General features: G+C 62.2%; 15 protein-coding genes and 1 tRNA gene. 9 read left to right on the top strand and 7 right to left on the bottom strand.

Annotated features, from left to right (window positions below; genetic code table 11):
* Positions 1-9: 9 nt before the first annotated feature.
* The gene (locus tag KHA73_RS15810; RefSeq protein ID WP_234591300.1) at positions 10-1,518 is read right to left on the bottom strand and encodes an MFS transporter; all 1,509 of its coding nucleotides are present in this window, start codon (positions 1,516-1,518) and stop codon (positions 10-12) included.
* 134 nt (positions 1,519-1,652) lie between these two features.
* Between KHA73_RS15810 and KHA73_RS15805 the strand changes: the two genes are divergently transcribed.
* Positions 1,653-2,549: a LysR family transcriptional regulator gene (locus KHA73_RS15805; protein WP_234585323.1), complete on the top strand. Its 897-nt coding sequence runs from the start codon at positions 1,653-1,655 to the stop codon at positions 2,547-2,549.
* 49 nt (positions 2,550-2,598) lie between these two features.
* Here the strand turns inward: KHA73_RS15805 and katG are convergent, their stop codons facing one another.
* Positions 2,599-4,797, bottom strand: coding sequence for a catalase/peroxidase HPI (gene katG, locus KHA73_RS15800; protein WP_234585322.1), 2,199 nt, complete (start codon positions 4,795-4,797; stop codon positions 2,599-2,601).
* Between the two features lie 345 nt (positions 4,798-5,142).
* On the opposite strand from katG, the gene hchA reads away from it, so the two are divergent.
* The gene (gene hchA, locus KHA73_RS15795; protein WP_234585321.1) at positions 5,143-6,021 is read left to right on the top strand and encodes a glyoxalase III HchA; all 879 of its coding nucleotides are present in this window, start codon (positions 5,143-5,145) and stop codon (positions 6,019-6,021) included.
* Between the two features lie 37 nt (positions 6,022-6,058).
* Here the strand turns inward: hchA and KHA73_RS15790 are convergent, their stop codons facing one another.
* Positions 6,059-6,949, bottom strand: a complete 891-nt coding sequence (locus KHA73_RS15790) for a LysR substrate-binding domain-containing protein (RefSeq protein ID WP_234585320.1) — start codon at positions 6,947-6,949, stop codon at positions 6,059-6,061.
* 128 nt (positions 6,950-7,077) lie between these two features.
* On the opposite strand from KHA73_RS15790, the gene KHA73_RS15785 reads away from it, so the two are divergent.
* Positions 7,078-7,650: a hypothetical protein gene (locus KHA73_RS15785; RefSeq protein WP_234585319.1), complete on the top strand. Its 573-nt coding sequence runs from the start codon at positions 7,078-7,080 to the stop codon at positions 7,648-7,650.
* Positions 7,651-7,798: 148 nt separating this feature from the next.
* Here KHA73_RS15785 and KHA73_RS15780 read toward each other — a convergent pair whose 3' ends face one another.
* The gene (locus KHA73_RS15780; RefSeq protein ID WP_234585317.1) at positions 7,799-8,683 is read right to left on the bottom strand and encodes a LysR family transcriptional regulator; all 885 of its coding nucleotides are present in this window, start codon (positions 8,681-8,683) and stop codon (positions 7,799-7,801) included.
* Between the two features lie 185 nt (positions 8,684-8,868).
* Between KHA73_RS15780 and KHA73_RS15775 the strand changes: the two genes are divergently transcribed.
* Together KHA73_RS15775 and KHA73_RS15770 are read left to right on the top strand one after the other, a co-directional pair.
* Positions 8,869-10,005 carry an alpha/beta hydrolase gene (locus tag KHA73_RS15775; protein WP_234585316.1) on the top strand — a complete coding sequence of 379 codons (1,137 nt, stop codon included), beginning with the start codon at positions 8,869-8,871 and terminating at the stop codon, positions 10,003-10,005.
* A gap of 195 nt (positions 10,006-10,200) precedes the next feature.
* Positions 10,201-11,394, top strand: a complete 1,194-nt coding sequence (locus tag KHA73_RS15770) for an MFS transporter (protein ID WP_234585315.1) — start codon at positions 10,201-10,203, stop codon at positions 11,392-11,394.
* Positions 11,395-11,541: 147 nt separating this feature from the next.
* On the opposite strand, the gene KHA73_RS15765 is transcribed toward KHA73_RS15770, so the two are convergent.
* The 3 genes from KHA73_RS15765 to dpiA all read right to left on the bottom strand — a co-directional run bounded on the left by KHA73_RS15765 (position 11,542) and on the right by dpiA (position 15,611).
* Positions 11,542-11,617 (bottom strand) — tRNA-Asn (locus KHA73_RS15765).
* A 113-nt stretch (positions 11,618-11,730) separates the two neighbouring features.
* A complete protein-coding gene (locus tag KHA73_RS15760) occupies positions 11,731-14,811 on the bottom strand; it encodes a beta-galactosidase (protein WP_234585314.1) in 3,081 nt (1,026 codons plus the stop codon).
* A gap of 122 nt (positions 14,812-14,933) precedes the next feature.
* Positions 14,934-15,611, bottom strand: coding sequence for a two-component response regulator DpiA (dpiA, locus tag KHA73_RS15755; protein WP_234585313.1), 678 nt, complete (start codon positions 15,609-15,611; stop codon positions 14,934-14,936).
* A 313-nt stretch (positions 15,612-15,924) separates the two neighbouring features.
* On the opposite strand from dpiA, the gene citC reads away from it, so the two are divergent.
* Genes citC through citF form a run of 4 tightly spaced genes read left to right on the top strand, consistent with a single transcriptional unit; the run spans position 15,925 to position 19,712 of the window.
* Entirely contained in the window at positions 15,925-16,995 is a 1,071-nt protein-coding gene (gene citC / locus KHA73_RS15750; protein WP_234585312.1) for a [citrate (pro-3S)-lyase] ligase, read from the top strand.
* Positions 16,995-17,303, top strand: a complete 309-nt coding sequence (gene citD, locus KHA73_RS15745) for a citrate lyase acyl carrier protein (RefSeq protein ID WP_234585311.1) — start codon at positions 16,995-16,997, stop codon at positions 17,301-17,303. The genes citC and citD overlap by 1 nt, the downstream gene beginning before the upstream one ends.
* Positions 17,287-18,207: a citrate (pro-3S)-lyase subunit beta gene (gene citE, locus KHA73_RS15740; RefSeq protein ID WP_234585310.1), complete on the top strand. Its 921-nt coding sequence runs from the start codon at positions 17,287-17,289 to the stop codon at positions 18,205-18,207. Before citD ends, citE begins: the two co-directional genes overlap by 17 nt.
* Entirely contained in the window at positions 18,207-19,712 is a 1,506-nt protein-coding gene (gene citF / locus KHA73_RS15735) for a citrate lyase subunit alpha (protein WP_234591298.1), read from the top strand. The genes citE and citF overlap by 1 nt, the downstream gene beginning before the upstream one ends.

The following is a 19,712-nucleotide window of genomic DNA, read 5'->3' as shown; positions in this document are numbered from 1 at the left end:
TCGGCAGGATCACTCCGCCCCCTGGGCATGCTGTCGCCCGAGCAGGGCGAACACCAGCAGCGCCGTCGCCACGCTGGCGGCCGACAGGCTATACAGCAGCGTGCGCAAGGCGTCGTTATAGTTCTGCAGCATCAAGGCGCGCTGGCCGGGCAGCGTCTCGATATCGCCGAGCGCCGCGCGGCTGGCTGCCTCCGCCAGCCGTTGCGGGTCAATGCCGCCGTGCAAGGCATTCTGCAACCCTCCCTGGATCAAGGTCGCCAGCAGTGCGCCGACGATGGCGATGGCGATGCCGTCGGCGGAAACGCGCACCGCGTTGAAAATGCCGGTCGCCATGCCTGCGCGCTGCTTCTCCACCACGCTGACCGCCATGCCGTCCATCAAGCCCCAGGGCAGGCCTATTCCGACGCCGATCAACGCCATTGGCGCCATCAGGCCGGAGGCGCCCTGCGGCAATTCCCCGGCCAGCCAGGCCAGGCCCGCGGCAACCAGCAATAACCCCAGGGCGGAGAGCGCACCTGCGGTGATGTGCCGCGCCAGCAGCGCCGCTACAAAGGGCACTACCAGCAGCGGCGCCGCCAGGGCGATCATGCTTTTGCCGGCGGCCAGGGCGCTCAGGCCGTCTATGCCGATAAAGCGGCCCGGCAGCATCACGATCAGAATGACGAAGAAGAAGGCCGGCGACGCGGCGAGCACCTGCACCCCGATAAAACGCGGGCTGCTGAATAGCGACAAATCGAGCATCGGGCGCGCCACGCGTTTTTCGATAAACACGAAGGCAATGAAGACCGCCAGCGACGCCAGCAATGGCGCCAGAACGGCGGCATTGCTCCAGCCATGCTCAGGTGCCAGCAAAATGGCGTAGGTGAACAGCGCCAGCGCAGCGGTGAACGCGGCGGCGCCTGGCCAGTCGAGGCCTGCCGCGTGCGGATCGCGGGATTCGTCGGCATGCCGCAACACCAGCGCCACGCCCAGCAAGGCGATCAGGGCGGTGGCGATGAAAACCCAGCGCCAGCTGAGAGCATCCGCCAGCCAGCCGGCGGCCAACGGGCCGAACGCCAGCCCGATGCCGAAGGTGGTGCCCAACAGGCTGAATACCCGGGTGCGCAACGGGCCGTGGAAGCTTTGCGCCAGCGACGACATGGCGCCGGCGAAGGCGGCGGCGCCCGCCAATCCCTGGACCAGCCGCAGCGCATCGATGCCGATAACGGAAGGGGCATAGGGGATAATCAGGGTGACGGCGGCGAAGGCCGCCAGCCCCAACAGCCAGACTCTTTTCCGCCCATAGATATCGGTCAGGCTGCCGGCGGCCATCATGGCGCTGCCGTAGGTCAGGATGTAACCGTTGACCACCCAGCTCAGCTGCGCAGCGCTGCCGCCCAGCGCATGGCCAATCGAGGGCAGCACCACCGCCGGGCCGGTGAAGCTCAGCGGGATGAGAATGCCGGTCAGGCAGGCGGCCAGCAGCTGTAGCCATTCGCGAAGGGAGGTGCGGTCTGCGGTGGAGGTGATTTGCGTCATGGTCATTGTCTGCCTGTCAGAGGAAGAGCCGCCCAGCGGCGTTGTCATTAAGGTAGGCCTTCACGCAGAAAAGAAAAATAGGCTAAATTTCCATATATAGCGGACAAAAATGTCCAATATCAGCGGAGAAGCTTATGGACAGTCTCAGCGGCATTCAGGCCTTCGTGCTGGTGGCGGAAACCCGCAGTTTTTCCGCCGCCGGGCGGCTGTTGGGCGTTTCATCCTCGGCAATGGGCAAAAGCGTGGCGCGCATGGAACAGCGCCTCGGGGTGCGGTTGTTCCACCGCAGCACCCGCAGCATTACGTTGACGGCGGAGGGGGCGCAGTTTCTCGAACGTTGCCGGCGCATTCTGGCGGAGATCGCTGCGGCAGAGCTGGAGCTGGCCGACAGCCGGGCGGCGCCGCGCGGCAAGCTGCGCATCAGCCTGCCGTTGGTGAGCGGGCTGATGCTGCCGGTGCTGACGGATTTTATGCATCATTATCCGGACATTGCGCTGGACGTGGATTTTACCGATCGCCTGGTTGATATCGTCGAAGAAGGGTTTGACGCGGTGGTGCGCACCGGTGAACCGGCCGACTCGCGGCTGATGTCGCGCAGGCTGGGCCGCTTCCGGCTGATGCTGGTGGCGGCGCCCGATTATCTCCTGCGGCGCGGCCTGCCGCAGACGCCGCAGGATTTGTTGAACCACGCCTGCCTGCAGCATAAATTTCCGAGTTCGGGGCGTTTCGAACCCTGGCCACTGCGGCACCTGCCGGATGAGGCACCGCTGGAGCTGCCGGCGACCATGATTTGCAATACCACCGAGGCGTTGGTCCAGGTGGCGCAGGCCGGTCTGGGGATCGCCTGCCTGCCGGATTTTATGGTGCGGGAGCCGCTGCGGCGCGGCGCGCTGCAACAGGTGCTGGCGCAGTACACCGAGCATCAGGGCGCCTTTCGCATCGTCTGGCCGTCGAGTAAATATCTGGCGCCCAAGCTGCGGGTGTTTATCGACTTTCTCAGCGAAAGGTTGTTTCCGACGGAAGGAGCGTGAAAAAGCCCGCCCGGGTCGCCCGGGGCGGGCTTTTTTACTGCAGGTTAACTTACGCCAGATCGAAACGATCGAGGTTCATCACCTTATTCCAGGCGGCGACGAAGTCGTGCGCGAACTTCTCCTGCGCGTCTGCGCTGCCGTAGACTTCGGCCAGGGCGCGCAGCTGCGCGTGCGAACCGAACACCAGATCGACGCGCGTGCCGGTCCACTTGACGGCGCCGCTGTGGCGGTCACGCCCCTCGAAGATCCCGTCATCGCCGACCGGGTGCCAGGTGGTGCCCATGTCCAGCAGGTTGGCGAAGAAGTCGTTGGTCAGCGCCTGCGGCCGATCGGTGAAGACGCCGTGTTTGGCATCGCCGACGTTGGCGCCCAGCACCCGCAGCCCGCCGACCAGTACGGTCATTTCCGGCGCGGTCAGCGTCAGCAGCTGCGCTTTGTCCACCAGCAGCACCTCGGCCGGCACCTGGTATTTGCCCTTCAGGAAGTTGCGGAAGCCGTCGGCTGCCGGTTCCATCGCCTCGAAGGACTCGACGTCGGTCTGCTCCTGGCTGGCGTCGGTGCGGCCCGGCGCGAAAGGCACCTGCAGCTGGAGACCGGCGTTTTTCGCCGCTTGCTCCACGCCCGCACAGCCGGCCAGCACGATCAGGTCCGCCAGCGAGACGCGTTTGTCACCCGGTTGGGCATCATTGAAGGCGCGCTGAATGCGTTCCAGCGTGCCCAGCGTCTGCACCAGCTGAGCCGGTTGGTTGACCGCCCAGTCTTTCTGCGGTGCCAGGCGAATGCGGGCCCCGTTGGCGCCGCCGCGTTTGTCGGAGCCGCGGAAGCTGGAGGCCGAAGCCCAGGCGGTGGAAACCAGCGCCGAGATCGGCAGACCGGCGGCCAGCACCTGGCTTTTCAGCGCGGCGATGTCCTGCTGGTCGATCAGCGGATGGTTGACCGCCGGCACCGGATCTTGCCAAATCAGCTGTTCCGCCGGCACTTCCGGGCCGAGGTAGCGGGCGCGCGGCCCCATATCGCGGTGGGTCAGCTTGAACCAGGCGCGGGCGAAGGCGTCGGCGAGCTCCTCGGGGTGCTCGTAGAAGCGGCGCGAAATTTTTTCGTAAACCGGGTCGAAGCGCAGCGACAGGTCGGTGGTCAACATGGTCGGGCGGCGCTTTTTGTTCGGATCGAAGGCGTCGGGGATGGTCTCGCCAACGTCCTTCGCCACCCACTGGTGAGCGCCGGCCGGGCTTTGCGTCAGCTCCCATTCGTATTCGAACAGGTGCCTGAAGAAGTCGTGGTTCCATCGGGTCGGGGTGGTGGTCCAGGTGACCTCAAGGCCGCTGGTGATCGCGTCCTTGCCCACGCCGGTGCCGAAGGTGCTGTGCCAGCCGAGTCCCTGGGACTCCAGCCCTGCGCTTTCAGGATCGGCGCCTACGTGGCTCGCCGGGCCGGCGCCGTGGGTCTTGCCGAAGGTATGGCCGCCGGCGATCAGCGCCACGGTCTCTTCGTCATTCATCGCCATGCGGGCGAAGGTTTCGCGGATGTCGCGCGCCGCGGCGACCGGATCGGGGTTGCCGTCCGGGCCTTCCGGGTTGACGTAGATCAGGCCCATCTGCACCGCAGCCAGCGGCTTCTCAAGGTCTCGGTCGCCAGAGTAGCGGCTGTTCGGCCCGCCGCTCAGCTCCAGCCAAATTTTTTCCGAGCCCCAGTAGACGTCGTCCGGTTCCCAGGTGTCGGCGCGGCCGCCGGCATAGCCGAAGGTTTTGAAGCCCATCGATTCCAGCGCCACGTTGCCGGTCAGCACCAGCAGGTCGGCCCAGGATATGTTGCGGCCGTATTTCTGTTTGATCGGCCACAGCAGGCGGCGCGCCTTGTCGAGGCTGACGTTGTCCGGCCAGCTGTTGAGCGGCGCAAAGCGCTGTTGGCCTTCGCCCGCGCCGCCGCGGCCGTCGCCGATGCGGTAGGTGCCGGCGCTGTGCCAGGCCATGCGGATGAACAGGCCGCCGTAGTGGCCGAAGTCCGCCGGCCACCATTCCTGGGAATCGGTCATCAGAGCGTGCAGATCCTGTTTGACGGCGGCCAGGTTGAGGCTGTTGAAGGCGTCGGCGTAGTTGAAATCTTTATCCATCGGGTCGGACAGGGGGGAGTGCAGGTGCAGCGGCTTCAGGCTGAGTTGGTTTGGCCACCAGTCCTGGTTCGAAGGGCCGTTCTGTGGCGTGGGTTGGTTACCGCCGCCCGAAAATGGGCATTTGCTTTCAGTTGTCATAATGCGCTCTCTGCTTCCATAGGTGTGCTCTCTGCGCCGCCGTTTGCGCTGCGCGCGGGAGCGTTAGCTTGACATGCGGGTGATGCTCGCGTCGGGTGTTGCGCTAAATAACAGATTACTATCGAGTTTTGTTTCCCTAACCGCGAGAGGGCGAAGGAAGGCTCATGGATAAGCTTAGTCAGCGGCGGCGGATAGATAAAATAGGTATGGTTGAATGTTGTGATAGTTCCCGGCTATTCAATAAGATGTGATTGATAGACGGAGTGACGGGATATTTCTCATTGCGGTCGCGCTTTGCCTTACTTAAGCTGAAACGGCAGTGCAAACCGTAAAAAGGAGATAATCATGACCGATTTACAATCCGCAGATCGTAATCCCACCCCTGACGTAGCAGAAGAAAACGCTTTCTTTCCATCACCTTACTCGTTGTCGCAGTACACTTCGTCCAAAACCGATTTTGACGGCGCCAGCTATCCCAATGCCTATCGGGGCGGGAAATGGAAGGTGTTGATGATAGCTTCGCAGGAACGGTATCTGCTGATGCAAAACGGCAAGTTCTTCTCCACCGGCAACCATCCGGTTGAGATGCTGCTGCCGATGCACCATATGGATCTGGCCGGTTTTGAGATCGACATCGCCACGCCTTCGGGCGATCCGGTGAAGCTGGAAATGTGGGCCTTCCCCGGCGAGGATGAAGCGGTTAAAGCCACCTATGAAAAATATCGTCATCAGCTCAAGCAGCCGAAAAAGCTGTCTGATGTGGTGAAGGATCTGGATGCGGGCAACTATATCGGCGTCTTTATTCCCGGCGGCCACGGCGCGCTTAACGGCATTCCGTTCAGCGAAGACGTTAAGAAAACGCTGTACTGGGCGCACGATAACGATCGCTACGTGATTTCGCTTTGCCACGGCCCGGCCGGTTTGCTGGCGGCGGGGATCGGCGAGAGCAAGGAGGATTTCCTGTTCCGCGGTTACGAAATGTGCGTGTTCCCGGATGCGCTGGATCTCGGCGCCAATCTCGACATCGGCTATATTCCCGGCCCGATGCCCTGGCTGGTGGGCGAGCGCCTGCGCGAGCTGGGGGTAAAAATCATCAATGCGGATATCACCGGCAAGGTGCATAAGGATCGGCGGCTGCTGACCGGCGACAGCCCGCTGGCCTCCAATCATTTAGGCAAGCTGGCTGCGGAGACGCTGCTGGCCGAGGTGGCCGCGCTTTCCTGACGGCGCCGGCGGGCCAGAATGCCCTGTCTGCGCCCGCTTAACCCGCCGTCATTTGCCGCAGCAGCCATTCGCGCAGGGCGATGATATCGGGGCGCTGCGCGGTCTCTTCGGTGGCGACCAGATAGTAGTTGGCGCCGGGCAACGACATCTCGAACGGCGCGGCCAGCACGCCGCGCTGCAACAGGTCGCGCGCCAGCAGCTCGCTGGCGATCACCACCCCCTGGCCCGCCACCGCCGCCTGCAGCGCATGGGTCTCATCGCTGAAGGTCAACCCGGCGTCCACCTTCAATCCCTCCGGCCCGTAGCGCCGCCGCCAGTTTTCCCAGGTTGGCGCGTCGGCGGGCACCTGCCGGTGTTCCACGTGAAACAGCGTCACCCGGCGTAAATCTTCGACGCAGGCCAGCGCCAGCGCAGGGCTGGCCACCACGATAAAACGATCCTCATGCAGCAGCGTGCAGTGCAGATCGGTCTCCGGCGTCTCGCGATAGCGGATGGCGACATCCACGGTGCGCTGGCTGAGATCCACCCGCTCGACGCTGGTGTGCAAGCGCAGATCGATCGCCGGAAACTCCGTTTTGAAATCTGCCAGCCGCGGCACCAGCCAGTGGGTGAGAAAGTTGGAGGTGGTGGTGACGGTCAGCGCCGGCGGCTGATGCGCGCGGGCGAGCTGGGCGACGGACTGTTCCAGCGCGGCGAAGGCGCGCTGGGTGCCGGCATACAAAATTTCGCCGGTCTCGGTCAGGCTGACGCCCTGCGCGCTGCGTTCGCAGACCCGGCACTCCAGCACCGATTCCAGCAGTTTGATCTGGTGGCTGACCGCCGTCGCGCTGACGCCCAATTCCTCGGCGGCGTGTTTGAAGCTGTGGCAACCGGCCACGGCGTGAAAGGCGCGCAGCGCGCCCAGCGGCGGCAAACGGGGTTTTCTCATGGCTGAATTATTCTCATCTAATGCTGAAAACTATGAGTTTGTCTTGCCCATTATACAGGGGATAGGCTACCGACATATGAATCAGGTGGTGAATTTATTTCATCCTATCGAAATGTCGGGAGTTGAAGATGAGCCTATATGTTAATAACGGCGCGATGGGCGCGCTGGAACACTCGGGAGCGGCGGCCAGCGCCATCGCGCTCAGCGCGCCGGTCGCGGCGGGCGCGTTGCTGCTGAAGTTGGAAAGCATAGTGGGCATCGGCGCCGGCCTGACGCTGCTGGCGGCATTGGCGCTGGCGTTTATCGGCGGCGCGGCGCTGGCCTGCTTACGGCCGCTGCAAAACGGGCGCGCGCTGATAACCCTCCGCTACGGCTTTTTGCTGGCGGCGGCGGGCTGGTTATCAACGCTGCTGATGCTGTTCGGCGGCCACGCTTGGCCGGCCCTGCTGCCGGGCATCGCCCTCGGCGGCCTGGGGCTGGGCGTGGCGTACCGCACGGCGGCGGGGGAAGCGGGGGCGCTGAGCGCGATCGTCAGGCTGACGACGCTCGCGAGCATCGTGGCCACAGTGGCGGCGGCTTTGCTGATCCAAACCTATGCCGCGCCGGGCGTGAGCGGGTTCTGCTTCGCCTTCGCGCTGCTGGCCGATCTGGCGCTGCTGGGGGCATTGATCGCCCGGATTGCCGAGCGGGATGAGGGGTGATGCGTTGCCTTGAGCGTTGGCAGCCCGCCTGGAAAATGCCGAGCTGCGGGGGAGGCGATTCTGATTGCCTCGGCTGTGTGGCGGGAGCGGACAATCTTCATTGAGCTGTGCTTGATTTCCCGCGATGGAGGTATGCCATCGTACTCTTTCAGGTTCTCAATGCGTCGATTACGGCGCGCAAAGCGGGCGAAACATTACGATGAGGATAATAAAGGAATGAGCCTTCCAGGCGTAAGCTGTAACGCTGCAGAACCCTGATAAGCGTGCCGCGTGCTAAATCATCAGCAACCAGCTCCTCGGGAACATAGGCTAACCCCAGACCCAGCCTGGCGGCCTTTGTCTCCATATAACTGTCGGCAAAGGCCCACTGCCCCTGCGGCCGGTGGGTGATTTTTTTTCCGTCCTCATTGAGTTCCCATGCGTACAGGCTTCCGTCACCCAACTGGTAAGCGATGCAAGGATGCACCACTAAATCTGCCGGCGTTTGCGGAAAGCCGTAGCGACGAAAATGCTGAGGTGTGCCGACAACAGCCATCTCCATGTCGGGCGTAATGCGCACCGCGACCATGCCACTGCCCACTTCCGGGCCCAGGCGCACTCCAGCATCGAACCGTTCCGCAATAATATCGACAAACCGGCTCTCACTGATGAGTTCAAGCCTGATATCTGGATAGCGTTGTTGAAATATCGCCAGCTTCGGCAACAGCACTTTATCAATGGCGTGTTGGCTGGCATTGATGCGTACCGTACCGGATGGGGTATGGCGATAATAGGCCAGGGTGGCGAGCCCGGTATCTAAAGCATCAAATCCTGACTGTACCGTTCTGTAGAGTTGCTCGCCTGCCTGTGTCAGAGACAATTTGCGCGTGGTGCGAACCAGGAGTTGCAAACCCAGCCGCTGTTCAAGCTCGCGGACGGAACGGCTGATACCGGACTGAGCAAGCCCGAGCCTTTGCGCCGCGGCGGTAAAACTCCCTTCCTGCACCACCATCATAAACAGGTAAAGATCGTTGTAATTTTCCCGTTTTGCCATCCGTATCACCTCCCAAATCAACCCGCAGCCACATCGCAATTTATAACAATATGATATTAATCTTAGCAGTTTACTCCCTCTAATCAGCATTATTTCTGCTAACTATAATGGGCGCATTGCAACAAAGCACGGCAGCGTTGTCCGTATGAAACCTGCGCCAACAAGGTGTTTTAGGGGAACGAATAATGAAAGCTTTCACCAGAAAACTGACGGCCGCCATACCTGCCATGCTGCTAAGCGCATCATTAAGTGGAGTGACAACCATGAGTTATGCTGAAACAACGAGTCCGAACGCGCCCGTTTCGATGGTCGCAACATGGGACAAGACCTTCGCCGAGAGCGGCAAAGTCTATCACCGCAAGGTGTCCTTTCGGAACCGCTACGGGATCACCTTAGTCGGCGATCTCTACATTCCAAAAGACCGCGGTGAGCGTAAGCTGGCGGCGGTTGCCGTTAGCGGCCCCTTTGGCGCTGTCAAAGAACAGTCCAGCGGGCTGTATGCGCAGACGCTGGCTGAAAAGGGTTTCGTAACGCTGGCATTCGATCCTTCCTACACGGGTGAAAGCGGCGGCTACCCGCGTAACCTCGCTTCTCCGGATATCAACACCGAGGATTTCAGCGCTGCGGTTGATTTCCTGGGTTTACAACAAGAGGTGGATCGCAATCGTATCGGGCTGCTCGGCATCTGCGGCTGGGGCGGTATGGCGTTAAACGACGCCGCTATGGATACGCGCGTCAAAGCGGTTGCAACCAGCGTGATGTATGACATGAGCCGTGCGATGGGGCATGGGGTTGGCGAGGGTAAAGACAGGTATTCAACTGCCGATCGCCGTGCCGTCTTGCACTATCTGAACGAGCAGCGCTGGAAGGATGCAGAAAACGGCGATTTCGCGCCCGGCGGCCATGATATTTATGTCGACGGCAAGGGCAACGTCACCGCTTCCAAACGTATCCTGCCGGAAACGTTACCCGCAAATCCCAACCCGGTTTTGAAAGAATTCTTTGATTATTATCGAATGCCGCGTGGTTTCCATGCACGTTCCGTAAACTCAACCGGAGCATGGACTGCGACAATGCCTTTGTCGTTTATGAATATGCCGTTGCTGAGCTATTCAAAAGAAATCACCGTTCCTGCGCTGATCGTGACCGGTGAAAAAGCGCACTCACGCTATTTTGCCGAAGACGCTTTTAAGGCCGTCGGCAGCAAAGAGAAAGAATTGGTGGTTATCCCGGGGGCGAACCATGTGGATCTCTACGACAATGTTGCCGGTAAGATCCCGTTTGCCAAATTTGAACAGTTTTTCAAAACCCACTTGAGATAGGTTCTGAGTCAGGAATTTCAGCAAAGCCGCCTGACGTTCGCAGGTAGCCTTTAATCTGGCTTCAGTCAGTCTGATGTGACGCAGAATATGTCACATTGCACCTCATTCCTAACCACGTTTTGTCGTTATTCCATGAATAGCGTCCGCCCCGGCCGCGCCTGTGTTCTGCCGGGGCGATATTCAGAGAAGATAATAATGCCCACACCGAGTCATAAAACATCACGCAATAAAACACACGCACACTGGGGCGGCGTGTTTGCTATGACGTTCTGCGTTTTTATTCTGATCGCATCAGAATTTCTGCCGGTCAGCCTGCTGACGCCGATTGCCAGAGATTTGCACGTTACGGAAGGGTTGGCAGGTCAGGGGATTGCCATCTCCGGCGTGCTGGCGGTGTTGACCAGCCTGACAATCTCTCAGGTTGCCGGAAATATGAATCGAAAATATCTTCTGCTGGGGCTGACGTTTCTGATGGCCGTGTCGGGAATGGTTATCTTCCTGGCGTCCAGCTATGCGGTTTATATGGTGGGGCGGGCCCTGATTGGTATCACCATCGGTGGATTCTGGTCAATGTCGGCGGCAGCCGCCATTCGTCTGGTGCCACAGCATCAGGTACCCCGCGCCTTGGCCATTTTTAACGGTGGTAACGCGCTCGCAACCGTCGTGGCGGCGCCGCTTGGCAGCTATCTGGGGGCGACCGTAGGTTGGCGTGGGGCCTTTTTATGTCTCGTGCCTCTTGCGATAGCCGCGTTCATTTGGCAATGCGTCAGCCTGCCAACGATGGAAATCGACAGGGAACGCAAGCCGCACAGGTCTGTGCTTCGTCTATTCAGACTCTCCAGCGTATCAACCGGCCTGATCGCCTGTGGATTATTCTTTATGGGGCAGTTTGCATTATTTACCTATGTGCGACCGTTTCTGGAGACGGTGACCCGAGTAAACGCCTCCGGCCTGTCCTTAATTCTACTCGCTATAGGCGTAGCCGGTTTTGTTGGCACACTGATAATTACGAAGTTCCTGAACGCCAGATTTTATCAGACGCTGATTATGATCCCTTTGCTGATGGCCACGATTGCCGGAGCGTTGCTTCTGGCCGGGCACAGCGCCTGGACCGTTGCCGCGCTATTAAGCCTGTGGGGGATGCTTGCGACCGCGGCGCCGACGGGATGGTGGACATGGATAGCGCGGACGCTGCCCGAGGATGCCGAGGCGGGCGGCGGTCTGATGGTCGCCGTCATTCAGCTCTCGATTGCGCTCGGTTCAACCACGGGAGGTTGGGTCTTTGACCGCCTGGGATGGCAAAGTTCTTTTGGGCTGAGTGGTGCATTACTTCTTGGTGCGGCAGCGATGACATTTCTTTCGTCCCGTCAAGCCAACCCGGTGCATTAGCGCAACGCCTTTATACTGCACCCTTGGCTAATCGTTATCTCTGCCATGGGGTTCGGCAGAGAAGCCAAGGCCCGTTCATCGGCCCGTACCTAAAAAACCCAACGGCAAAACGCCCGCTTAAGTTTCCTTAAGCGGGCGTCTCTAATATGGCTCCTCTGACTGGACTCGAACCAGTGACATACGGATTAACAGTCCGCCGTTCTACCGACTGAACTACAGAGGAATCGTGTGAACGGGGCGAATCATAGCGACCCGCCGCCGGCATGTCAAAGGCGGATTACACATTCTGTGACTGTTTGCTTACAGAATGCGCAACCCGTTGAGCTTTTGGCAGATTTAGCCCCGTTCTGCGCGTTTTAACCTCAGCTGATAACGATAGCGGCCCGCGTTCAGCAGGTAGTCTTCGTGCACGCTCGGGCTCCAGGAATCGTCGCCGCCCACCCCCATGTGGAAGCCGTCCAGATGCAGCCAGGTGCCGGCCTCCGGCTGCAGCAGATGCTGGTGGGTGCAGGCCATCAGCTGCTGCAGGCCATAGCGGCTGAGCGAGAAATGGAAATGGCCGTCGATGCGCCAGCCGCCGTATTGCAGCCGGCGGGTGTCGCAGCGCAGGCCGTTTTCGCCGGGGAAAATGTACGGCGTGTGCAGGTCCGCCAGCGGTAGCCGCCAGCGGCCGTACTGTGCGGCCAGCCGGCGGTCCGGGTAGTTCTCGTGCGGGCCGAGGCCCAGCCACTCGGCCTGCGGCTGCACCTGCGCCAGTTGGCAGTTCAGGCCGATGCGCGCCGGCGGCGGCAGGGCATCGGCCACCTCGACCTCCACGCTGACGCTGGCCGCGCCCAGCGCGTCGAATAGCCACTGTTTGCGGCTGAGCAGCAAAATTTGCCCATCAACGCCGAACTGGTGTTCGCTCACCACCCGCACGCCGTCGCTGACCGCATCGGCCTGCAGCAGGGTGCAGCGTTCCTCCAGCCGGTACATACCCGCCAGCTTCCAGCGTTCCACCCAGGCGTTGGGATCGATGCGCTCCACTTCGCTGACGCCGATATCGTTGTCCAGCGGTGCGCGGATAAAGCAGTCGCGCAGCGGCGTCAGCAGCTGCGGTGCGCCATCCTGCCACCATTGCTCCAGGCAGCCGCTGTCGCGCGCAAAGCGCCAGCGCTGATTGCCATGCAGGATCTCAAGACCCTGCCGGTCTTCATGCAGCTGCGGCGCGGCGCCTTTGGCCTCTGCGGCGGCCAGGTGCAAAGCGCGCGGCACCCGCCACTGATCCCAGGCGCAGCGGTGGTGCGCTTCGGACCAGTCGGTGGCCTGCGGCTGCACCACCTCCACGTTCAGCCACAGCTCGCCGGGCTGGTGCAGCACCGGCAGCCGGTCGAGCAGGGTGAAGCTGGTGCTGCCCTGCGGCGGCAAAGCCAGATCGAAGCTGCCGCTGGCGCGCTCCACGCCGTCCAGCTCCAGCCGCCAGTTAAGCCGTTCGTTATCGCAGGTGCGGAACAGGTAGTCGCTGCTGACGGTCAGAGCCAGCGTAGCAGGGTCGAAGGCGAAGCTGAAAAACTGCTGCGCCCGCTGCGCTTCGAACAGCGCCGGGTGCGGCGTTCGGTCCGGGAACACCAACCCGTTGAGGCAAAACTGCCGGTCGTTCGGCGTATCGCCGAAGTCGCCGCCGTAGGCCCAGTAAGGGTTGCCCTGTGCATCATGGCGGGTCAGCGCCTGATCCACCCAGTCCCAGACGAAGCCGCCCTGCAGGCGCGGGTGGCTGCGAAACGCCTGCCAGTAACGGGTGAAGCCGCCAAAGCTGTTGCCCATCGCGTGGGCGTACTCGCACAGGATCAGCGGGCGGTTTTCTTGTGGCAGGCCGATCCACTTGACGATCGACCACTTGGGCACCGCCGGGAAGGGCTGGTCCTGATCCACCCGGGCATACATCGGGCAGACAATGTCGGTGGCCGCGCTGTCGGCGCCGCCGCCTTCGTACTGCACCGGGCGGGTGGGATCCTGGCTTTTCACCCAGCGGTACAGCGCATCGTGGTTGCAGCCGTGGCCGGACTCGTTGCCCAGCGACCAGATAATGATGCACGGATGGTTGCGATCGCGCTGCACCATGCGGGTAACGCGTTCGCTCATCGCCGGCAGCCAGGCCGGGTCATCCGCCAGCCGGTTCATCGGCTGCATGCCGTGGGTTTCGATATTGGCCTCGTCCACCACGTACAGCCCATAGCGGTCGCACAGCCGGTACCACAGCGGGTGGTTGGGGTAGTGGGAACAGCGCACCGCATTGAAGTTATGTTGCTTCATCAGCAGGATGTCGTGGCGCATGGTGGCTTCATCCATCACCTGGCCGTGCTGCGGGTGGTGCTCATGGCGGTTGACGCCGCGGATCAGCAGCGGCCGGCCGTTGAGCTTCAGCAGCCCGCCGCTGATTTCCACCTGGCGGAAGCCGACGTCATAGGCCTCGACCTCGAGGGTCGCCCCCTGCGGCGACAGCAGGGCGACGGTGGCGCGGTACAGCGCGGGCGACTCGGCGCTCCACAACGCCGGGCGCTCCACCGGCAGCCGCAGGGTGGTGCGGTCGTCGTAGGCGCCGCGCTCGTCGATAACTTCGCTGCCCAAAGGCTGGGTTTTTTCCGCCACCAACTGGCCGTCGCGCCACAGCCGCACCTGCACCTGCAGCGGCGCGGGCCGATTGACGTGCGCCGCTACTACCAGTTCGCCGCGGCTGAAGCTGTCGTACAGCGGGGTGGTGATGCGGATATCGCTCAGGTGCGCGGCGGGTTTATGCAGCAGGCTGACGTCGCGGAAAATGCCGCTCATGCGCCACATGTCCTGATCTTCCAGATAGCTGCCGTCGCACCAGCGCAGCACCATCACCACCAGCCGGTTTTCCCCCGCCTGCAGCCAGGGGCTGAGATCGAACTCCGCCGGCAGGCGGCTGTCCTGCGAGTAACCGACCCAATGGCCGTTGCACCACAGGTAGAACGCCGAATTGACGCCGTCGAAGATGATGCGCGTCTGGCCGGCGGCCAGCCAGCCGTCGCTGACGCTGAAGGTGCGCGAATAGCAACCGGTGGGGTTATCCTCCGGCACCCGCGGCGGATCGACCGGGATCGGGTAGCGGACATTGGTGTAGATCGGCGCGTCGTAGCCGGCCAACTGCCAGTTGGCGGGCACCGTTAGGTGGCCGGCATCGGGCAAATCCTGCTGCAGCCAGCTTTCCGGCACCGCCTGCGGGCGGGGGAAATAGCTGAAGCGCCAGTCGCCGTTCAGCGATTGTCGGCTGCCGCTGGGGGCGTCGTCGCGGGCGGCGGCCTCATCGCGCCAGCTGGCGAACGGCGGGTGCGCTTCCAGGCGCTGATAATGCGTGCAGGCCGGGTTTTGCCAGTCGCGGCGGGCGAGGATCTCGGTCAGGGATAAAAGGCGCATCGGCTATCGTCCTGTCGGCGGATAAAAGGGGAGGTCTGCCAACCAAGATGCTGACGAGCGCTAAAAAAGTAAAGCGGTTACATTCAAGCTTGCAGGGGCGATCAAATAACCGCGCCTTAGCGTTAGACGGCGCGGTAGATCCGCTGTGGGCGGCCAACCTTGCCGTAAATGATCTCGGCGCCCAGCTGTTGAGCGGCGGTGCAAAACTCCAGATAACGGCGGGCGGTGGTGCGGCTTAATCCCATTTTTTGCGCAACGCTTTCAGCGGTGTGGCGCGCCGCGGGCTCTTCGAACAGGGCGCGGATTTTCACCAGCGTCAGCGCGTCGATGCCGGCCGGCAGCGCCGCCTGCCGTTCGCCGCGGGCGTAGGTGTTGAACATCTCGTCGATGCGGCGTTGGTTGAGGCGCGCCTTGTCCTTCAGCGCTTCACGGCGCTGGCTGAAGCGCTGCAGGGTCTGGCTCAGCCGGTCATAGGCCAGCGGCTTGATCAGGTAGTCGAACACGCCGTAGCGCAGCGCCTCGGCCACGGTGGCCATGTCGCTGGCGGCGGTGATGAACACGATGCCGCCGCGATAGCCGCTCAGCGTCAGCTCGCGCAGCAGCTCAATGCCCTGGCCGTCGGGCAGGAAGTTGTCCAGCAGGATCAGATCCGGTTTAAAGCGTTCGGTCATCATGCGCGCCTGCGCCAGCGTGCCCGCCAGCCAAATCTGGCGGCAGCCGCCGTTCTGGCGGATAAACTCCGCGTGCATCTCCGCCAGCGGCGTTTCGTCTTCAACGATCAGGATGTTCAGCCATTCCATAGTGCGACCCGTAATTGCAATAAAAATGCTAAGCGAATGTAAGTGAATTGCGGCGCCAAATAAAGATTATCTCAATAATAAACACCATAAGATTAATTAAGCAAATAAAGAACATTAAATAACTTATTAACCGGGATCGGTTTGTGAAATAGGTCAATAATCCGCGTTTTTTTTCTGCTTACCATGGATTCATCGAACGTGAGGGTGATTTTATCTTAATGGTTTTTAAGGTTTTAATTGCCATTACTGATGTTAATTAAAATATCTTTTTGTATTTCATTTGTTATTTGTCAGTTAACCCAGAGAGCGTATCATGTTAGGCGATGCCGTATTTAATCGGGTGAAAAGATCGGACCATAAAAGCATAGCGGCGATAAACGCATTTCTGCGCAGCAACGATCTGAATATAGATACCACGGTAGAGGTTTTTATTACCGTGACCCAAAACGAGAAATTACTCGCCTGCGGCGGCATCGCCGACAATATTATCAAATGCGTCGCCATTAGCCCGCAGATGCGCGGGGAAGGGCTGGCGTTGGCGCTGGCGACCGAATTGGTCAACCTGGCCTATGAGCGCCATCACACCCAGCTGTTTATCTACACCAAGGTGCAGAACGAGCCGCTGTTCCGCCAGTGCGGTTTTTACCCGATCGCCACCGTGCCCGGCATCGTGGTGCTGATGGAAAACAGCCCGTGCCGCCTGAAACGCTATGCGGCCCAGTTGGCGGCGCAGCGCCGGCCGGGCGACACCATCGGCAGCATCGTGATGAACGCCAACCCCTTTACCCGCGGGCACCAGTATCTGGTGCGCCAGGCGGCGAAGCGGTGCGACTGGCTGCATCTGTTTTTGGTCAAAGAGAACACCTCGCGCTTCAGCTATGAAGACCGGCGGCGGCTGGTGCTGGCCGGCACCGCCGATATCCCCAACCTCACGGTACATGAAGGCTCGCAGTACGTGATTTCGCGCGCCACCTTCCCCTGTTATTTCATCAAGGATCAGGGCGTGGCCGACGACTGCTACACCGAAATCGATCTGAAAATCTTCCGCCAGCATCTGGCGCCGGCGCTGGGCATTACCCACCGCTTTGTCGGCAACGAACCCTTCTGCGCGGTGACCGCGAAATACAACCGCGACATGCGCTATTGGCTGGAAACGCCGGCGCTGCCCAGCCCGCCGATCGCGCTGGTGGAAATTGAGCGTTTGCAGTATCAGGGCACGGCGATCTCCGCCTCCTGGGTGCGCAAGCTGCTGGCGGCGGGGGACTTTCACGCCGCCGCGCCGCTGGTGCCGCCGGACACCCTGTACTACCTGCAGGATCTGCAAACGCAGCGCCGGGCCAAGGCGGCCCCGCATCCCTTTGAGTCCGCACAATCAGGTGAATGATGAAAATTATCCGAGAAGCAATGGCCGGCACGCTGGAATCCAGCGATGTCATGGTGCGCATCGCGCCGGCCGAGGGGCCGCAGCACGATCTGCTGATCGCCAGCAGCGTAGAGAAGCAGTTTGGCGCCGCCATCCGCCGCACTCTGTTGGAGGTGCTGCAGCGTTATCAGGTGGAGCCGGTGCAGGTGATGATCGACGACAAGGGCGCGCTGGACTGCGTGCTGCGCGCCCGGCTGGAAACCGCGCTGATGCGCGCGAGCGGCGGCGAGCCACTGCCCTGGGAGGCGAAAGATGAAGACGCTGAATAAAACCCGGCTGCGCCGCAGCATGCTGTTCGTGCCGGGCGCCAATGCGGCGATGGTCAGCAACGCCTTTATCTACCAGGCCGATGCGCTGATGTTCGATCTGGAAGACTCGGTCATTCTGCGCGAGAAAGACGCCGCGCGGCGGCTGGTGTATCACGCGCTGCAGCACCCGCTGTATCGGGAGGTGGAAACCATCGTGCGGGTCAACGCGCTGGACTCCGCCTACGGCCTGGCGGATTTGCAGGCGGTGGTGCGCGGCGGGGCGGACATCGTGCGGCTGCCGAAGACCGACAGCGCGCAGGACGTCATCGACATGGCGCGGGAAATCGCCGCCATCGAGGCCGACTGCGGCCGCCCGGTGGGCAGCACCGGCCTGCTGGCGGCGATCGAATCGGCGCAGGGCATCACCAACGCGGTGGCGATCGCTCAGGCTTCGCCGCGCCTGATAGGCATTGCGCTGGGGGCGGAAGACTACGTGCGCAACCTACGCACCGAGCGTTCGCCGCAGGGCATCGAGCTGCTGTTCGCCCGCTGCTCGCTGCTGCAGGCGGCGCGCGCCGCCGGCATTCAGGCGTTCGACACCGTCTATTCAGATGCCAACAATGAGGCCGGTTTCCTGCAGGAGGCGGCGCTGATCAAACAGCTCGGCTTCGACGGCAAATCGCTGATCAACCCGCGCCAGATTGAGCTGCTGCACAACCTGTACGCGCCGACCGCCAAAGAGGTGGCGCACGCCCAGCGGGTGGTGGACGCCGCCGAAGCGGCGGAGCGGGAAGGGCGCGGCGTGGTGTCGCTCAACGGAAAAATGGTCGACAGCCCGGTGATTGAACGCGCCCGGCTGGTGCTGGAGCGCGCCGCGCTGTCCGGCTTACGGGAAGAACCGGCGCAGCACGGGGAGGAAGCATGATGAACCGCCAACAACGATTGATGACCTTCGCCAACCCGGCGGATCTGCCGGGCTATCAGGACGTTTCCAAGGCCAACCTGCAGGCGCGCAAACCGCGCGATCTCAAACGCTGCGATTCGCTGCAGGAGGCGGTGCGCCGCAGCGGGCTGCAGGACGGCATGACCATCTCGTTCCACCATGCGTTTCGCGGCGGCGACCTGGCGCTGAACCAGGTGATGGAAACGCTGGCGGCGATGGGCTTTCGCCACCTGACGCTGGCCTCCAGCTCGCTGACCGATTGCCATGCACCGTTGGTTGAACATATCCGCAACGGCGTGGTGAGCCGCATTTACACCTCCGGCCTGCGCGGGCCACTGGCGGACGCCGTCTCGCGCGGCCTGCTGACGGAGCCGGTGCAGATCCACTCCCACGGCGGGCGGGTCAACCTGATCGAATCCGGCGAGCTGAACATCGACGTCGCCTTCCTTGGGGTGCCGGCCTGCGATGAGTTCGGCAACGCCAACGGTTACAGCGGCGAGGCCTGCTGCGGCTCGCTCGGCTATGCGCGGGTGGATGCCGAAGCGGCCGGCACCCTGGTGCTGCTGACCGAGCAAATCCTGCCGTATCCGCATCATCCGGCCAGCCTGGCGCAGGATCGGGTGGATCTGATCGTGCAGCTGGAGCGGGTGGGCGACGCCGACAAGATCGGCGCCGACGCCACGCGCATGACCTCCAACCCGCGCGAGCTGCTGATCGCCCGCCGCGCTGCCGAGGTGATCGCCGGTTCCGGCTACTTCACCGAAGGCTTCTCGCTGCAGACCGGCACCGGCGGTGCCTCGCTGGCGGTAACGCGTTTTCTGGAGGACAAGATGCGCGCGCGCGGCATTCGCGCCGGCTTCGCGCTTGGCGGCATCACCTCGACCATGGTGGACCTGCATGAGAAAGGGCTGATCGGCAAGCTGTTGGACGTTCAGAGCTTTGACCGCGCGGCGGCGATGTCGCTGGCGCGCAACCCCAGCCACATCGAAATCAGCGCCAACCAATACGCCAACTTCAGTTCCAAGGGCGCCTCGGTCGATCGGCTGGACGTGGTGGTGCTGAGCGCGCTCGAGATCGACACCGGCTTTAACGTCAACGTGCTGACCGGCTCGGACGGCGTGCTGCGCGGCGCTTCCGGTGGCCACTGCGATACCGCCGCCGCCGCCCGGCTGGCGATCGTCGTGGCGCCGCTGGTGCGCGGGCGCATCCCGACGCTGGTCGAGCAGGTGACCACCTGCGTTACCCCGGGCTCGAGCATCGACATTCTGGTGACCGACCACGGCATCGCCGTCAACCCGGCGCGGCCGGAGCTGGCGCAACGCCTGCGGCAGGCCGGGCTGCCGGTGGTGAGCATCGACTGGCTGCGCCAGCGTGCGCTGCAGCTGACCGGCGAACCGGCGCCGATCGCCTTCACCGACAAGGTGGTGGCGGTGGTGCGCTACCGCGATGGCTCGGTGATCGACGTGGTTCACCAGGTGGCGGAGTAA

Origin of the sequence: Serratia entomophila (assembly GCF_021462285.1) — a bacterium.
GTDB lineage: Bacteria > Pseudomonadota > Gammaproteobacteria > Enterobacterales > Enterobacteriaceae > Serratia > Serratia entomophila.
This window is presented reverse-complemented; position numbering and strand designations above follow the sequence as displayed.

What these genes read in the sequence shown, in the direction of transcription:
- KHA73_RS15810 (WP_234591300.1), bottom strand. Translation starts at nt 1,518, where the DNA reads ATGACGCAAATCACCTCCACCGCAGACCGCACCTCCCTTCGCGAATGG.
- KHA73_RS15805 (WP_234585323.1), top strand. Translation starts at nt 1,653, where the DNA reads ATGGACAGTCTCAGCGGCATTCAGGCCTTCGTGCTGGTGGCGGAAACC.
- katG (WP_234585322.1), bottom strand. Translation starts at nt 4,797, where the DNA reads ATGACAACTGAAAGCAAATGCCCATTTTCGGGCGGCGGTAACCAACCC.
- hchA (WP_234585321.1), top strand. Translation starts at nt 5,143, where the DNA reads ATGACCGATTTACAATCCGCAGATCGTAATCCCACCCCTGACGTAGCA.
- KHA73_RS15790 (WP_234585320.1), bottom strand. Translation starts at nt 6,949, where the DNA reads ATGAGAAAACCCCGTTTGCCGCCGCTGGGCGCGCTGCGCGCCTTTCAC.
- KHA73_RS15785 (WP_234585319.1), top strand. Translation starts at nt 7,078, where the DNA reads ATGAGCCTATATGTTAATAACGGCGCGATGGGCGCGCTGGAACACTCG.
- KHA73_RS15780 (WP_234585317.1), bottom strand. Translation starts at nt 8,683, where the DNA reads ATGGCAAAACGGGAAAATTACAACGATCTTTACCTGTTTATGATGGTG.
- KHA73_RS15775 (WP_234585316.1), top strand. Translation starts at nt 8,869, where the DNA reads ATGAAAGCTTTCACCAGAAAACTGACGGCCGCCATACCTGCCATGCTG.
- KHA73_RS15770 (WP_234585315.1), top strand. Translation starts at nt 10,201, where the DNA reads ATGCCCACACCGAGTCATAAAACATCACGCAATAAAACACACGCACAC.
- KHA73_RS15760 (WP_234585314.1), bottom strand. Translation starts at nt 14,811, where the DNA reads ATGCGCCTTTTATCCCTGACCGAGATCCTCGCCCGCCGCGACTGGCAA.
- dpiA (WP_234585313.1), bottom strand. Translation starts at nt 15,611, where the DNA reads ATGGAATGGCTGAACATCCTGATCGTTGAAGACGAAACGCCGCTGGCG.
- citC (WP_234585312.1), top strand. Translation starts at nt 15,925, where the DNA reads ATGTTAGGCGATGCCGTATTTAATCGGGTGAAAAGATCGGACCATAAA.
- citD (WP_234585311.1), top strand. Translation starts at nt 16,995, where the DNA reads ATGAAAATTATCCGAGAAGCAATGGCCGGCACGCTGGAATCCAGCGAT.
- citE (WP_234585310.1), top strand. Translation starts at nt 17,287, where the DNA reads ATGAAGACGCTGAATAAAACCCGGCTGCGCCGCAGCATGCTGTTCGTG.
- citF (WP_234591298.1), top strand. Translation starts at nt 18,207, where the DNA reads ATGAACCGCCAACAACGATTGATGACCTTCGCCAACCCGGCGGATCTG.